The sequence below is a fragment of the Barrientosiimonas humi genome (assembly GCF_006716095.1).
Taxonomy (GTDB): domain Bacteria; phylum Actinomycetota; class Actinomycetes; order Actinomycetales; family Dermatophilaceae; genus Barrientosiimonas; species Barrientosiimonas humi.
Genome location: NZ_VFOK01000001.1, coordinates 470124 through 484434 on the forward strand (window position 1 = coordinate 470124; position 14311 = coordinate 484434).

The 14311-nt window shown below is 71.9% G+C and carries 14 protein-coding genes; 10 read left to right on the top strand and 4 right to left on the bottom strand.

What is annotated here, in order from left to right; translation table 11 throughout:
- The first annotated feature begins 98 nt into the window (after nucleotides 1-98).
- A complete protein-coding gene (locus FB554_RS02310; protein WP_142004457.1) occupies nucleotides 99-827 on the top strand; it encodes a Type 1 glutamine amidotransferase-like domain-containing protein in 729 nt (242 codons plus the stop codon).
- A 1366-nt stretch (nucleotides 828-2193) separates the two neighbouring features.
- On the opposite strand, the gene FB554_RS17860 is transcribed toward FB554_RS02310, so the two are convergent.
- Nucleotides 2194-3231: a GNAT family N-acetyltransferase gene (locus FB554_RS17860; protein WP_142004458.1), complete on the bottom strand. Its 1038-nt coding sequence runs from the start codon at nucleotides 3229-3231 to the stop codon at nucleotides 2194-2196.
- A 76-nt stretch (nucleotides 3232-3307) separates the two neighbouring features.
- On the opposite strand from FB554_RS17860, the gene fdxA reads away from it, so the two are divergent.
- The 3 genes from fdxA to FB554_RS02330 all read left to right on the top strand — a co-directional run bounded on the left by fdxA (nucleotide 3308) and on the right by FB554_RS02330 (nucleotide 6205).
- The gene (fdxA, locus tag FB554_RS02320) at nucleotides 3308-3634 is read left to right on the top strand and encodes a ferredoxin (RefSeq protein WP_142004459.1); all 327 of its coding nucleotides are present in this window, start codon (nucleotides 3308-3310) and stop codon (nucleotides 3632-3634) included.
- A 45-nt stretch (nucleotides 3635-3679) separates the two neighbouring features.
- Nucleotides 3680-4789 (top strand): succinyldiaminopimelate transaminase, encoded by a 1110-nt coding sequence (gene dapC / locus FB554_RS02325; RefSeq protein ID WP_142004460.1) that lies wholly within the window; start codon nucleotides 3680-3682, stop codon nucleotides 4787-4789.
- A gap of 123 nt (nucleotides 4790-4912) precedes the next feature.
- On the top strand, nucleotides 4913-6205 hold the full coding sequence (locus FB554_RS02330) for a citrate synthase (protein ID WP_142004461.1): 1293 nt from the start codon (nucleotides 4913-4915) through the stop codon (nucleotides 6203-6205).
- Nucleotides 6206-6314: 109 nt separating this feature from the next.
- On the opposite strand, the gene FB554_RS02335 is transcribed toward FB554_RS02330, so the two are convergent.
- The 3 genes from FB554_RS02335 to dapD form a co-directional block, all read right to left on the bottom strand.
- A complete protein-coding gene (locus FB554_RS02335; RefSeq protein WP_142004462.1) occupies nucleotides 6315-7280 on the bottom strand; it encodes an esterase/lipase family protein in 966 nt (321 codons plus the stop codon).
- A 110-nt stretch (nucleotides 7281-7390) separates the two neighbouring features.
- Nucleotides 7391-8335: a hypothetical protein gene (locus FB554_RS02340; RefSeq protein WP_142004463.1), complete on the bottom strand. Its 945-nt coding sequence runs from the start codon at nucleotides 8333-8335 to the stop codon at nucleotides 7391-7393.
- Nucleotides 8336-8350: 15 nt separating this feature from the next.
- Complete coding sequence (gene dapD / locus FB554_RS02345; protein WP_142004464.1) at nucleotides 8351-9283, bottom strand: 2,3,4,5-tetrahydropyridine-2,6-dicarboxylate N-succinyltransferase; 933 nt, start codon at nucleotides 9281-9283, stop codon at nucleotides 8351-8353.
- An 81-nt stretch (nucleotides 9284-9364) separates the two neighbouring features.
- On the opposite strand from dapD, the gene dapE reads away from it, so the two are divergent.
- The 6 genes from dapE (at nucleotide 9365) to FB554_RS02375 (ending at nucleotide 14161) form a co-directional block, all read left to right on the top strand.
- The gene (dapE, locus tag FB554_RS02350) at nucleotides 9365-10447 is read left to right on the top strand and encodes a succinyl-diaminopimelate desuccinylase (protein ID WP_142004465.1); all 1083 of its coding nucleotides are present in this window, start codon (nucleotides 9365-9367) and stop codon (nucleotides 10445-10447) included.
- Complete coding sequence (locus FB554_RS02355; protein WP_392425575.1) at nucleotides 10444-11217, top strand: LOG family protein; 774 nt, start codon at nucleotides 10444-10446, stop codon at nucleotides 11215-11217. The genes dapE and FB554_RS02355 overlap by 4 nt, the downstream gene beginning before the upstream one ends.
- Nucleotides 11218-11450: 233 nt before the next feature.
- Nucleotides 11451-11792: a DivIVA domain-containing protein gene (locus FB554_RS02360; protein ID WP_236022222.1), complete on the top strand. Its 342-nt coding sequence runs from the start codon at nucleotides 11451-11453 to the stop codon at nucleotides 11790-11792.
- Between the two features lie 4 nt (nucleotides 11793-11796).
- The gene (locus FB554_RS02365) at nucleotides 11797-12237 is read left to right on the top strand and encodes an SRPBCC family protein (RefSeq protein WP_142004466.1); all 441 of its coding nucleotides are present in this window, start codon (nucleotides 11797-11799) and stop codon (nucleotides 12235-12237) included.
- Entirely contained in the window at nucleotides 12234-12878 is a 645-nt protein-coding gene (locus FB554_RS02370) for a DNA-3-methyladenine glycosylase I (RefSeq protein ID WP_142004467.1), read from the top strand. Before FB554_RS02365 ends, FB554_RS02370 begins: the two co-directional genes overlap by 4 nt.
- Before the next feature lie 8 nt (nucleotides 12879-12886).
- Nucleotides 12887-14161: a hypothetical protein gene (locus tag FB554_RS02375; protein ID WP_236022223.1), complete on the top strand. Its 1275-nt coding sequence runs from the start codon at nucleotides 12887-12889 to the stop codon at nucleotides 14159-14161.
- Nucleotides 14162-14311: the final 150 nt, after the last annotated feature.

The following is a 14311-nucleotide window of genomic DNA, read 5'->3' on the forward strand; positions in this document are numbered from 1 at the left end:
CACGGTGGTCGAGTAGCTGCGCGAGGGACGAGCGCGGCGTATCGAGACCCCGCCGTTATCCGGAGGCGCCGCCGGTCGAGGCTCGATACCGTCACGCCGTGACCACCGAGCAGCCGACCATCCTGGCCACGTCCGGGGGCATCCGTCCCGGCGCCCGAACCCGTTGGGAGTTCAGCGAGCTCACCGATCTGGCGGTCGACCTCGCGGGCATCAGCGGACGCGCGCCGAAGGTGTGCTTCCTCGGCACCGCCGGTGGCGACGACTCGGCGTACGTCTCCTTCTTCTACGAGGCCGCAGTCGCGGCCGGCTTCGCGCCGAGCCACGTGGCGGTGCTCTCGATGCCGAACGTCGCCGACATCACCGAGCACCTGCTCGCCCAGGACGTGGTGTGGGTCGGCGGCGGCAGCGTCGCCGGGCTGCTCGCGCTGTGGCGCCTGCACGGTGTCGACCAGGCGATGCGCGCGGCGTGGGAGGCCGGAGTCGTGCTGACCGGCGTCTCGGCCGGGTCGATCTGCTGGCACGTCGGCGGCACCACCGACTCCTTCGGGCCGGACCTGCGCGTGGTGTCCGACGGCCTGGCGCTGCTGCCGTTCTCCAACGGCGTGCACTACGACTCCGAGGAGCAGCGCCGCCCGAAGTTCCAGGCCGCGATCGCTTCCGGTGAGCTGCCGGCGGGCTACGCCACCGATGACGGCGTCGGTCTGCTCTATCGCGGCACCGAGCTGGTGGAAGCGGTCAGCGAGAGCGACGGCAAGGGCGCCTACGAGGTCCGCCGCGGCGAGGACGGCCAGGCGGTCGAGACGCCGCTGGACGTACGCCGCCTCTGAGGCCCGCCCCGCCGCCACCGGGTCGATATCGACCCGATCTGCCCGCTTTTCGGGCGGTTGGTGTGTCATCTGGGGTCGATATCGACCCGGTTTGTCCAGTCTGTGGCCGGTGGGTGCCGAGAGTCAGGCACGGCCGCCGCGGACCTGCCGGTACGCCTGTGTCGCCAGCACCAGTCCGGTCACCGACAGCGGCACGCCGACCGCACGCTCCGCAGGGGAGCGGGACAGTGCGTTGGCGGGAATCCCTATGGCGCAGTAGGCCGCTGATAGCGATAACCATGGGTCTATGGAGTTTCGCATTCAGTATGTGGGCCCTCGATCTGGTGCTGCTGGCCCCCGCTAAGGGCAGCATCGTCGGACTTTGAGGCCAGCCTAAAGACCATGCGGAGAAGGCTGTCTGTTAGGCTAGTTGCATCATGAGTTGGCGCCGCTGGCTGTTCCCCTGGGGGGCGGTGGTGGTTGTAGTTATTGCCGCCGCATTCTCGCTGCCTGCGCTGCCTCTGCTCCCGGATCGAGTGGTAATTCAGTGGAAGTCCGGGCAGCCATCCCAATACCTGCCGCGATTAGCTGTGCCGCTGAGTTTCGTCGTCTCGGCGATTTTTCCGGTGCTTGTCTTGTGTGCACTTTCCGTTGCCAAGACAGCGCATCGCATGGTCCGCGTCCTGTTTTCGGCCTCAGCTTACCCTCTCTCTATCATGCTTGCCGGGTTCTATTGGGCGGTCCTTGCGCCTCAGATTTCTTTGCGGGACGGGGCGGAGCTGGCGCGTGCGAACGGCCCCTCGGTTCCCGTCGCACTATCAGGCCTTCTGCTTGCTGCGCTTGTGTTCATCCCATCTTATGGTTTCTCCCGTAAGCTTTTAATGACAGGTTCGTAGGCCGAGGCGATCGTCGTAGCAAGTAGCGGCCAGTTGAGGCTCGCCCGCCGTGGGGCCTGGAGTAGCGGCCCGGGTGGTGTGGTCAGCAGGAAGGGTAGGAGGCCGTCGCCATCCCGGGTGCAAGGGCCGGTACGACGTCCTGCTGCGTCCGCGGGTCGGCGAGTTCACCGTCGGGCAGCAAGATGCGGTGGAAGGAGCACGCGTGCTGGACCCGATTCAGGGAGTGCGGAAGTGGTCGCTTCGGTCGTGCCACCCCCAACCGCTGCTTGACCACCCCCATGGGGACTCCCCGGATCGTACGGACGGGAGGGGCAGATCAGTCATGCCGGGGTCGGCGACCGGAGGCCTTGAATCAAGAGCCGCGAGGGCGGCAACGGGGCTGTCTTCGGCGGATCTGCATGCGGCCGAGGGAGACTCGCGGCCGCCCGACCACGCGTCGGGGAAATGGTAGCTGCCGGGTCTCGATACGCGGCTCGGCTAGCGCCTCGCCGCTACTCGACCGGCTTGGGGCGCTGCTCGGCCGGCGCGGGGTGGGCGTAGACGTAGTCGTGGTGCACGGTGAACCCGAGCGACCGGTAGAGCGCGACGGCGGGCCCGTTGTCGGCCGTCACCTGCAGGTAGAGCGAGCCCGCGTCGGCGCGCTGCGCCTCGCGCACCAGCGCCGCCAGCACGCGCCGCGCCAGACCCTGCCGCCGCAGGCCCTCCTGCACGTGCACCGCGAAGACCCCCGCCCACCCGGGCGAGACCGCCAGCCGTCCGACGGCGTCGGGCACCTCAGCGGCACCGAGCGTGACGTAGCGACCGTCGCGCACCTGGCCGAGCATCGCGGTCAGCGTCGTCTCGTGCTGCTGCTCGCGCGGGGTGGCGCCGCTGATCCACCGCGCGTCGACCGCCTCGGCCACCCGCGCCGTCGGGTCGTCCGGCAGCTGCGCCAGGGCGAGCGCGACGTCGTCGGTCGCGGCCGTCATCACGAGCGTCCGCGGCATGGTCTGCCACCCGCGCGCGAGCACCGCGGCGCCCAGCGGATCGTCCGCAACCTCGAAGCCGACCGGCCCGAAAACCTGCATCAGTGCTGGCTGTTCGCGGTCGGCGTACCACTGCTCGACCTGATCCAGAGCCGCCTCGACGTCCAGCCCGGGGTCGCCGAGCGGCAGCGCGCTGTTGCCCCGCCCGGTGTAACCGTCGGCGGCCCGCAGCAGCCACCGGCCGAGCCACTGCGACTCCAGCGGCGGCATCCCGCCGACCATCAGCTCCTGCAGGTCGGTCGCCGAGATCGCCCGGTGCGGCCGGCCGCGCCGGCTCGGCGGAGGCGGCACCCGCTTGGCGGCGACCACGGCCGCCCGCGGGACGCGCACGTCACCCCGCCGAGTACGTACGACCGCCGTCGACTCGTCCAGCCCGACCAGGTCGCCAAGTGCATCGGTGAGCGATCCGTCCGCATCGCGGAACCGCAGGACGACGCGGTCGCCCACGCTGACGCGGGACTCGGCGGGAGTGAGGCAAGGCTCACTGCGCGGGTCCGGGGTCACCTCGGCATACTAGGTACTGCTCGTGCACAGCACCCGGCTCGGACCGGTGCGCACCGTTTGCCAGGAGGATCCTTCCGTGACCTATGTCATCGCTCAGCCGTGCGTCGACCTCAAGGACAAGGCCTGCATCGAGGAATGCCCGGTCGACTGCATCTACGAAGGCAAGCGGTCGCTGTACATCCACCCTGACGAGTGCGTCGACTGCGGCGCCTGCGAGCCGGTCTGCCCCGTCGAGGCGATCTACTACGAGGACGACACCCCCGAGGAGTGGGCCGACTACTACAAGGCCAACGTCGAGTTCTTCGACGACCTCGGCAGCCCCGGCGGTGCGGCCAAGCTCGGCATGATCGACAAGGACCACCCGATCATCGAGGCGCTGCCTCCGCAGGAGCACGACGAGTGAGTCCGTCGGGCCGCCACCACCGGCTGACCCGGCGTTCGTGATCGCGTGACGCTCCAGCTCCCCGACTTCCCGTGGGACAGCCTGGCCGCGGCGAAGGCCCGCGCCCAGGCGCACCCCGACGGCATCGTCGACCTGTCGGTCGGCACGCCCGTCGACCCGACGCCGCCGCTGCTCCAGGACGCGCTGCGCGCCGCCGCCGACGCCCCCGGCTACCCCCAGACGTGGGGCACCCCCGCGCTGCGCGAGGCGGTCAGCGGCTGGTTCGCGCGGCGCCGCGGCGCGAGCGGCGTCGACCCCGACGGGGTGCTGCCCACGGTGGGCTCCAAGGAGCTCGTCGCGTGGCTGCCCACGCTGCTCGGGCTCGGCCCGGGCGACCAGGTGGCCTTCCCCGCCGTGGCCTACCCGACGTACGACGTCGGCGCCCGCATCGCGCGCGCCGAGCCGCGCCCGATGACCAGCCTCGTCGGGCTCGGCCCGGGCGCGGCGCCGAAGCTGCTGTGGCTCAACACGCCCAGCAACCCCACCGGCCAGGTGCTCGGCGTCGAGCACCTCAAGAAGGTCGTCGACTGGGCGCGCGAGCGCGGCGTCGTCGTCGCGAGCGACGAGTGCTACGCCGAGCTGGACTGGCGCGACGACGCCGACGGGCCGACGACCCCGAGCGTCCTCGACGACCGCGTCACCGGCGGCGACCACCGCGGCCTGCTCGCGGTCTACTCCCTGTCCAAACAGTCCAACCTGGCCGGCTACCGCGCGGCGTTCCTCGCCGGCGACCCCGCCCTGGTCGGCCAGCTGCTCGAGGTGCGCAAGCACGCCGGGATGATCGTGCCGTACCCGGTGCAGCGGGTCCTTGAGACCGCCGTCGGCGACGACCAGCACGTGGCCGCCCAGAAGACGACGTACGCCCGTCGCCGCTCGGTCCTGCTCGCCGCCCTGCGCGAGAGCGGCTGGCGGATCGACCACAGCGAGGCCGGGCTCTACCTGTGGGCGACCCGCGGCGAGCCCGCACGGGCCACGGTCGACGCCCTCGCCGAGCAGGGCATCCTCGTCGCGCCGGGCGACTTCTACGGGCCGACCGGAGCCCAGCACGTGCGCATCGCGCTCACCGCCACCGACGAGCGGATCGAGGCCGCGGCGCAGCGGTTGCGCTCGGCTTGACGCTCGGTCAAAACCGACCGTTCTGGGCCGACCGGGGCCCTCGCTGCAGGCGGTTGACCCTGGGGTAACGTCGGCCTCGCTGACTTCCCGGCGCCAGCCGGGCTGGAGAGGAACGGACTGCACATGACTACCGAAGGCGCCGCCACGCTGAAGGCGGGCGACCGAGAGCTGGAGCTGGCCCTCCAGCCCGCGACCGAGGGCAACTCCGGCTACGACATCTCCGCGTTGCTGAAGGAGACCGGCAACACCACGCTGGACGTTGGCTTCGTCAACACCGCGTCGTGCCAGTCGGCGATCACCTACATCGACGGCGACGCCGGCATCCTGCGCTACCGCGGCTATCCCATCGACCAGCTCGCCAAGGAGTCCACCTTCCTGGAGGTCTCCTACCTGCTGATCTACGGCGAGCTCCCCACCCAGCAGCAGCTCGAGGAGTTCACCGCCCGGGTGAGCCGCCACACGATGCTGCAGGAGGACCTGAAGGACCTGCTCGCGGCGTTCCCGCGCGACGCGCACCCCATGTCGGTGCTGTCGGCGGCGGTCTCGGCGCTCGGCACCTTCTACCCCGACGCCCTGTCGATCACCGACGAGGAGCAGATCGACCAGTCGTCGGTGCGGCTCATGGCCAAGCTGCCGACCATCGCGGCCTACGCCCACAAGAAGAGCCAGGGTCAGCCGACGCTCTACCCCGACAACCGCCTCGACCTGGTGAGCAACTTCCTGCGGATGACCTTCGGGGTCCCCGCGGAGGAGTACGACGTCGACCCGGTCGTCTCCAAGGCGCTCGACCAGCTGTTCATCCTGCACGCCGACCACGAGCAGAACTGCTCCACCTCGACGGTGCGCCTGGTCGGCTCGGGCCACGCCAACCTGTTCGCCTCGATCAGCGCCGGCATCCACGCGCTGTCCGGCCCGCTGCACGGCGGCGCCAACTCGGCGGTGCTCGCGATGCTCGACGAGATCGACGGCAGCGACGACGACGTCGACACCTTCATGAAGCGGGTGAAGAACAAGGAGGCCGGCGTCAAGCTGATGGGCTTCGGCCACCGGGTCTACAAGAACTACGACCCGCGCGCCGCCATCGTGAAGGAGACCGCCCACGAGGTGCTCCAGAAGATGGGCGTCAACGACCCGCAGCTCGACATCGCGATGCGGCTCGAGGAGATCGCGCTCAAGGACGACTACTTCGTCGAGCGCAAGCTCTACCCGAACGTCGACTTCTACACCGGCCTGATCTACAAGGCCATGGGCTTCCCCACCGACATGTTCACGGTGCTGTTCGCCATCGGCCGCCTCCCGGGCTGGATCGCCCAGTGGCGCGAGATGATGAACGACCCGGCCACCAAGATCGGGCGCCCGCGCCAGGTCTACATCGGTGAGACCGAGCGCGCGTACGTCGGCATGAACCAGCGCTGACCCCGCGCCGCCCGACAGCGCCGAACGCACGACGGCGGACCACGTATGACGTGGTCCGCCGTCGTCGTATCTGGTCCGCCGTCGTGGCCGGCGGGCCGAGCGCCGGGGCCTACGCGAACGGGATCGGCGCGTAGCCGCGGCAGGCCGGACGGAACGACTTGGGGCCGTCGGCCAGGGCGTTCATCGTCAGCTGCAGCGTCGGGTCGTCCAGGTAGATCAGCGCGTGGCCGGTGAAGTCGCCCGGGCAGCGCTCCTGCAGCAGCACGTTGTTGACGTCGTCACCCTCCAGCGCCTGGGTCTGGTACGGCGTGACGACCTTGTCGTACTTGGTCATCACGACCGTGTAGCTGGGGCCGGTCGGCACCCGGTTGCCGTCGGCCCACAGCTCGCGCGTGTAGTCGCTGGAGTAGGTCTGGTCGATCGCGCCGGGGAACTGGCCGAACTCCGACAGCCCGGTCACGAAGCCCATCGCGTTGAACGTGTTGCCGAGGGTGACGATGCCGTTGAGGTCGGTGCCGTGCGAGCTGGGCGCCCAGCCGACGTAGTGGTCGACCTGCGAGGCGCCGCCCATCTTCTTCATCCACCACATCGGCACGGAGCCGCCCTGGGAGTGGCCGACGATGTCGACCTTGGCCGAGCCGGTGGAGGTGCGCACCCGCTGCACGAACGAGGCGAGCTGGTTGGCCGAGTCCTTGATGTGGCCGAGGCCGCCGACGCGGCCGAACGACGCCGCGGTCATGCCGTAGTTCAGGGCGTAGACGCAGTAGCCGGCGTTCTTCAGGCGCGGCGCGATCTTCACGAAGCTGGAGCCCATGTTGGTGAACGTGCCCGGGACCAGGATCACCGGGTTGGGCTTGTCGGCGCTGGGCTTGCAGGTCCAGTCGTTGGCGCCGCGGACGTAGCCGGGCGCGGCGGCGTAGTTGGCCAGCGACTCGGCGAGGCCACCCTCGGGGAGCGGGGCGGCCTGGGCCGGGCTGGCCGAGGCGATGCCGATGCCGACGGCGGCCAGGGAGGCGCCCGCACCGAGGGTCAGGGCGCGCAGGCGGGAACGGGTGGGGGTCTGACGGTGCAGCATGACGTGCTCCATGCGGGTCGGGGGGAACTGCCGATCCACCGGAGGTTACTGTGACGTAGGTCACGATGGGGGTTTGCGAGCCCGCCGTTCCGCAGGGCGAGCGGCGGGGATCAGCCCAGCCGGATGCGTACGTCCGTCGCGCCGACCGGGTCGCGCGCCGGCTGCCAGGACCACCCGGCGCGCCCGCGCTGGCGCACCCACTCGCGGTCGCCGACGGTCACCCGGGTGATGCCCTCGGCCTGGGCGTGCGCGACGGCCCAGGTGCCGAGCGTGCGCGCGGTGGTGACGTCGCCGCCGTCCGCGCTCACCGTGGCGCCGTCCGCCTGGGCGCGCACGCCCGTCTGCTCGCGCAGCTTGGTGACGACCTGCGCCGCGCTGCTGCTCTCGGTCGGCGGGTCCAGCCGGCACCCGACCGCGCCCGGCGCGGACCCGGAGAGGGCGTCGGTCATGACGCGCCCCTCGGTCTCGTGGTCGGCGTAGGCGTCGGGGAAGCCGCTGCGCTGGACCTCCTGGGCCACCTGGGTCAGCGGGCGGGTCTGCCAGCCGTCGACCTGCACGAGGTGGCGGTAGAACTCGCCGCTGGCGTACACCGGGTCGGCGACCTGCTCCAGCGTGCCCCACCCCTGGCTCGGGCGCTGCTGGAAGAGTCCGACCGAGTCGCGGTCGCCGTAGGCCAGGTTGCGCAGCTTCGACTCCTGGATCGCCGTCGTCACCGCGATGTTCGCGGCGTAGCGCGGCAGGTCGCGCAGGGTCGTGCCGACCGTGACGATCGTCGCCGCGTTGGCGGTCTGCTCGGGCGTCAGCTTCTCCTCGCTCTCACCCGAGCGCAGGAGGCAGCTCTCGTTGCCGAAGTAGTTGCTGAGGTACTGATAGGCCTGCCACCCGCCGAAGCCGAGCGCGGCCACGAGCACGAGCGGCAGCAGGCAGCCGACGAGCCGCACACCCCGGCCGCGCGGCTGGTGCTCCTCGAACGTGAATCCGTCGTCGTGCCAAGCATTCTCGTCGTCGGCGAACAGGGGTTCATCGTGCTCCTCGGCGCGACGACGGCGGGGCAACGCAGGTGCTCCGCGTCAGTCGTTGGCGTGCAGGGCGTCGTTGAGCGCGATGCCGTGCCCCTTGCGGGTGCGGGCCTCGACGACGCCGGTGGTGGAGTTGCGGATGAACAGCACCCCGTCGCGGCCGGACAGCTCCTTCGCCTTGACGACCGAGCCATCCTCCAGCGTGACCTTGGTGCCGGCCGTGACGTAGAGCCCGGCCTCGACCACGCAGTCGTCGCCGAGCGCGATGCCGACGCCCGCCTGCGCGCCGACGAGGCAGCGCCGGCCGATCGACACCCGCTCGGTGCCGCCCCCGGACAGCGTGCCCATGATCGAGGCGCCGCCGCCGATGTCGGAGCCGTCGCCCACGACGACCCCCTGCACGATGCGCCCCTCGACCATCGAGGTGCCGAGGGTGCCGGCGTTGAAGTTGCAGAAGCCCTCGTGCATCACCGTGGTGCCGGCGGCCAGGTGGGCCCCGAGGCGCACCCGGTCGGCGTCGGCGATGCGCACCCCGCTCGGCACGACGTAGTCGGTCATCCGCGGGAACTTGTCGACGCCGAAGACCTGCACCGGTCCCTCGGCGCGCAGCCGCAGCCGGGTCTGCTCGAACCCCTCGACCGCGCACGGGCCGACGTTGGTCCAGACCACGTTGCTCAGCACGCCGAACAGCCCGTCGAGGTTGATCGTGTTGGGCTCGACCAGGCGGTGCGACAGCAGGTGCAGCCGCAGGTAGGCGTCGGGCACGTCGGCCGGCGCGGCGTCCAGGTCGATGACCGTGGTGACGACGGACGTACGCACTCCCCGGGCGGGGTAGACCTGGGCCAGCTTCTCCAGCTCGGCCGGCGCGGCCGCGCCGTCGGGCACCTCCCCGAGGGCGGGCGTCGGGAACCAGGTGTCGAGGAGCTGGCCGGCGTCGGTCTCGGTGGCGAGGCCGTGGCCCCAGGCGGTGCGCTGATCCGTCATGGCGCCCAGGGTAGGGCGCGCGCCCGCGACGCCCCGGGGTGGTTCGCGAGGTGAGCCACCGCCGTGCGCGAGGATGGCCGCATGCCGACCCCGCACCTCGACCTGAGCGCCGACGTGGTCACGCTGACCGCGGCGGTGTGCGACATCCCCTCGGTCAGCCGCGACGAGCAGGCGCTCGCCGACGCCGTCGAGACCGCGCTGCGCGCCGTGCCGCACCTGGAGGTGCTGCGCGACGGCAACGCGGTCGTGGCGCGCACCGACCTCGGCCGCGACGAGCGGGTGCTGCTCGCCGGCCACCTCGACACGGTGCCGCTCACCGACCCGCCCAACCTGCCCGTGCGCCGGGTGGACGGGCTGCTCTACGGCCGCGGCACCACCGACATGAAGGGCGGGGTCGCGGTGCAGCTGGCCCTCGCGGCGACGCTCGCCGAGCCCAACCGCGACGTGACCTACGTCTTCTACGACTGCGAGGAGATCGAGGACGAGTTCAACGGCCTCGGACGCCTGGCGCGCACCCACCCCGACTGGCTCGCGGCCGACTTCGCGGTGCTGCTCGAGCCGACCGACGGCGGGGTCGAGGGCGGCTGCAAGGGCACGCTGCGGGTCGACGTCACCACCAAGGGCATCGCCGCGCACTCGGCCCGGCCGTGGAACGGGCACAACGCGATCCACGACGCGGGCGAGATCCTGACCCGGCTGTTGGCGTACGAGCCCGAGACCGTCACCGTCGACGGGCTCGACTACCACGAGGCGCTCAACGCGGTCGGCATCAGCGGCGGGATCGCGGGCAACGTGATCCCCGACGTGTGCCGGGTGTCGGTGAACTACCGCTTCGCGCCGACCAAGAACGCCGAGGAGGCGCTGGCCCACGTGCGCGGCGTCTTCAGCGGCTTCGACGTCACCCTCGGCGACAGCGCCGACGGGGCGCTGCCCGGGCTCGACCGGCCCGCCGCGCAGGCCTTCGTCGCGGCGCTCGGGCTGCCGGTCACCGCCAAGCAGGGCTGGACCGACGTCGCCCGGTTCAGCGCCCTCGAGGTGCCCGCGGTCAACTTCGGCCCGGGCGACCCCAACCTCGCCCACACCGACGACGAGCGCTGCCCCGAGCAGCAGATCACCGATGCCGAGGCCGCGCTGCGGCGCTGGCTGGAAGGAGCCGGAGCGTGACCGACCAGACCCGACCCACCGGGGGCGAGGACTACTTCAAGGGCGCGACGATGCTGCGCGGCCGCAACGTCCCCCAGACGACGACCGACCAGCGGCTGCTCGACCGCTCCGACTCGGCCGAGTGGGTGCACACCGACCCGTGGCGGGTGCTGCGCATCCAGAGCGAGTTCGTCGAGGGCTTCGGCGCGCTCGCCGAGCTGGGCCCCGCGATCAGCGTGTTCGGCTCGGCCCGCACCAAGCCGGGCAGCGCCCACTACGAGCTCGCCACCGAGGTCGGCCGGCTGCTCGTCGAGGCCGGCTACGCCGTCATCACCGGCGGCGGCCCCGGCACCATGGAGGCCGCCAACAAGGGCGCCAGCGAGGCCGGGGGAGTCAGCGTCGGGCTCGGCATCGAGCTGCCCTTCGAGACCGGGCTGAACCCCTACGTCAACCTCGGCATCAACTTCCGCTACTTCTTCGCGCGCAAGACGATGTTCGTGAAGTACGCCGAGGGATTCGTCGTGCTGCCAGGCGGATTCGGCACTCTCGACGAGCTGTTCGAGGCCGTCACCCTGGTGCAGACCCGCAAGGTCACCCAGTTCCCGCTGGTGCTGCTCGGCAGCGACTTCTGGGCGCCGATGCTCGACTGGGTGCGCGGCACCCTGCTCGCCGAGGGCATGATCGGCGAGCGCGACCTCGACATGCTGCAGGTGCTCGACGACCCGGCCGAGGCCGTCCGCGCCGTCGTCGGTGACCAGCCCGTCCAGGGCACCGGCCGCGAACCTGACTGAGTCTTTCTGGCTCAGCTCCTCCTCCGGCAGACGCTTGCTGCGCTGCGCGTCTGCCGGCATCGTCGCCAAGCCGCGCCGACCCTTCTGGCTCAGCTCCTCCTCCGGCAGACGCTTGCTGCGCTGCGCGTCTGCCGGCATCGTCGCCGAGCCGCGCCGACCCTTACGAGCCCGGCTCGCCGCCGACGTACGACCGTGGCGGCGCGTCGCGCGGGCGGGTGGCTTATCGTCGGGGCGTGATCGCCCTCTTGCTCGCGCTGCTCGTGGTGGTCGTCGGCCTCGCGGTGGCCATCGCCATCGGACGCATCCCCGTGACCGGGATGGACGACGCCCCGAGCACCAGTCCGTTCGACCCGCTGCCCGAGGGCCAGGTCACCGACGAGGACCTGCAGCGGCTCCGCTTCGACCAGACGCTGCGCGGCTACCGGATGAGCCAGGTCGACGCGACGCTGGACCGGCTGCGCGACGAGCTGCGCGACAAGGACCGCGAGATCGCGCGGCTGCGCGGCGACGTCGACACCTACGCCGAGCGCGACTACTCCGAGCGCGACGCCGACGCCTACTCCGAAGACACCTGAGCCCGTGGCGCCCGTCCGAGTCGTCCGCGAGGTCGAGGCCGACGTCCAGCGGCTGTGGCAGGTCGTCACCGACTGGCCGCGCCACGGTGACATCGTCCCGCTGACCGAGGTCGTCTCCGACGGCTCCCAGGTCGTCGGCATCACCGGTCTCGGGCCGCTGCGCTTCCGCGACCCGATGGCGCTGCGCGACATGGTGCCCCCCGAGGGCGACCGGCCCGGCTCCGTCCGCCTGGAGAAGCAGGGTGCGGTGCTCGGCGGCTGGGCCGAGATCGAGGTCAGCGCCCTCGGCCCCGGCCGCAGCCGGCTGGTCTTCACCGAGGAGATCTGGCCGCGCCCCGACGCCGTCGGCAAGCGGCTCGGCGCCGTCGCGACCCCGCTCACCCGGCTGTTCGTCCGGCTGCTCGTCGACGGGCTCGTGCGCGGCGCGCAGGACCCGCCCCGATGACCCCTGAGGCACCGACCCCCGACGGGCTCGTCGCGGGGCCCGACGGCCGCCTGCGCTGCGCGTGGGCCGGCAGCGCCCCCGACTACCTCGACTACCACGACCACGAGTGGGGCCGCGAGGTCCGCGGCGAGACCCCGCTGTACGAGCGGCTCACCCTCGAGGCGTTCCAGTCCGGTCTGGCGTGGATCACCATCCTGCGCAAGCGTCCGGCCTTCCGCGCGGCGTTCGCCGGGTTCGACCCCGAGGTCGTCGCCCGGTTCGGCGACGACGACGTCACCCGGCTGATGGCCGACGCGGGCATCGTGCGCAACGCCCGCAAGGTGCAGGCCGCGATCACCAACGCGCGCGCCGTGCTGCGGCTGCGCGACCAGGGCGGCCTCGACGAGCTGTTCTGGTCGCACCGGCCGGACACCCACCGCCGGCCCCGCACGCCCGCGGACGTCCCGGCGAGCACGCCCGAGTCGGTGGCGCTCGCCACGGCGCTGAAGAAGTCCGGGTTCGCGCACGTCGGACCGACGACGATGTATGCGGCGATGCAGGCCTGCGGGGTGGTGGACGATCATCTCGAGGGATGCGTGAGCGGCCGGGAGGGCCGCGACGCCGCAGCAGCACAGGCAGCACCGACCGGGGGAGCAGGATGACGACCACGATGACCGAACCAGACGCATCGGCCGCACCGGCCAGCGAGCGGGGCCGCGCGGGCTCCCCGTGGCGCCGGCTCCTGGAGCAGCGCTTCCTGCCCCTGGTCGTCGCCGGCTACCTCGCCTGCCGGTTCTTCTCGTTCGTGGTGATCTCGCTGGTCGCCGGCCACCAGGACCCCGGTGGCATCCCGCGCGGGCCCGAGGACGGCGTACAGCCCGGTTATCTGGACATGACGCGCGTCTGGGACGGCGACTGGTACCGCCGGATCGTCGAGGAGGGCTACCCCGACGTGCTGCCGCGCGACGAGCAGGGCGAGCTGCAGCAGAACCAGTGGGCGTTCTACCCGCTGTTCCCGATGCTGGTGCGCGCGCTGATGACCGTCACCGGCGGGTCGTTCGGCCTGGTCGCCTCGAGCCTGGCGCTGGTGCTCGGCACCGCCGCGGCCGCGGTCATGGCGGTGCTGCTGCGCGACCGCGTCGGCCCGTTCGTCGCGCTGTGCGCGGTGCTCGTCTACGCCGCCTCGCCGCCCTCGCCCACGCTGCAGCTGGCGTACACCGAGTCGCTCGCGATGCTGCTGCTCACCGGCTTCCTGCTCGCGGTCTCGCGCGAGAAGTGGGGCGTCGCGATCGCCCTCGCGCTGCTCACCGGGCTCGCCCGCCCGATCGCCGTCCCGCTCGGCCTCGTCGCGCTCGTCGCGGTGATCTGGCGCTGGCGCGACCGCGCCGACCGCCCCATCGGCCGGGGGGAGTACGCCGCGATGCTCGGCGCGCTCGTCGCGTGCGGCGTCAGCGGCCTGATGTGGGCGACGTACGCCGGCTGGCGCACCGGCATCCGCTCGGCCTACACCGACACCATGGCCACCTGGCGGGCCGAGGGCGAGATCCACCCGTTCACGCCGTGGTTCAAGAACGCCGGGTACGCCCTCGGCGACACCGCCGGACCGCTCCTGGTCGTCGTGCTCGCCGGGCTGGTCGTGCTCGGCTTCGCGGGCCCCTGGGCCGCCGGCCTCGGGCCGGTGCTGCGCACCTGGTCGCTCGGATACCTGCTCTACCTCGGCGCCGTGCTCGACCCGTGGACCAGCACCTACCGCTACCTGCTGTTCCTGTTCCCGCTCGCCGTCGTCGCGATCGGCGGCGGCTGGGCGCGCACCGACCCCCGCGCCCGCGAGTTCCGGTTCACCGGCCTGCGCACGGTGGTGCTGGTCGGCCTCGGCCTCGCCTGGCAGGTGTGGTGGATCTGGGAGCTGCTGCGCATCATCCCCCCGGCCGACAACCCGATCTAGTTTCCTTGGCCTCGGCGCCGAGGCGCACGGTCGGGCGGTGGACCGCTGAGGGGTGCGGCTGGGCGCACGGTCAAGCGGTGGACCGCGGGGGCGTGCCGGGGCGCACGGTTGCGCGGTGGACCGCTGAGGGGTGCGGCTGGGCGCACGGTC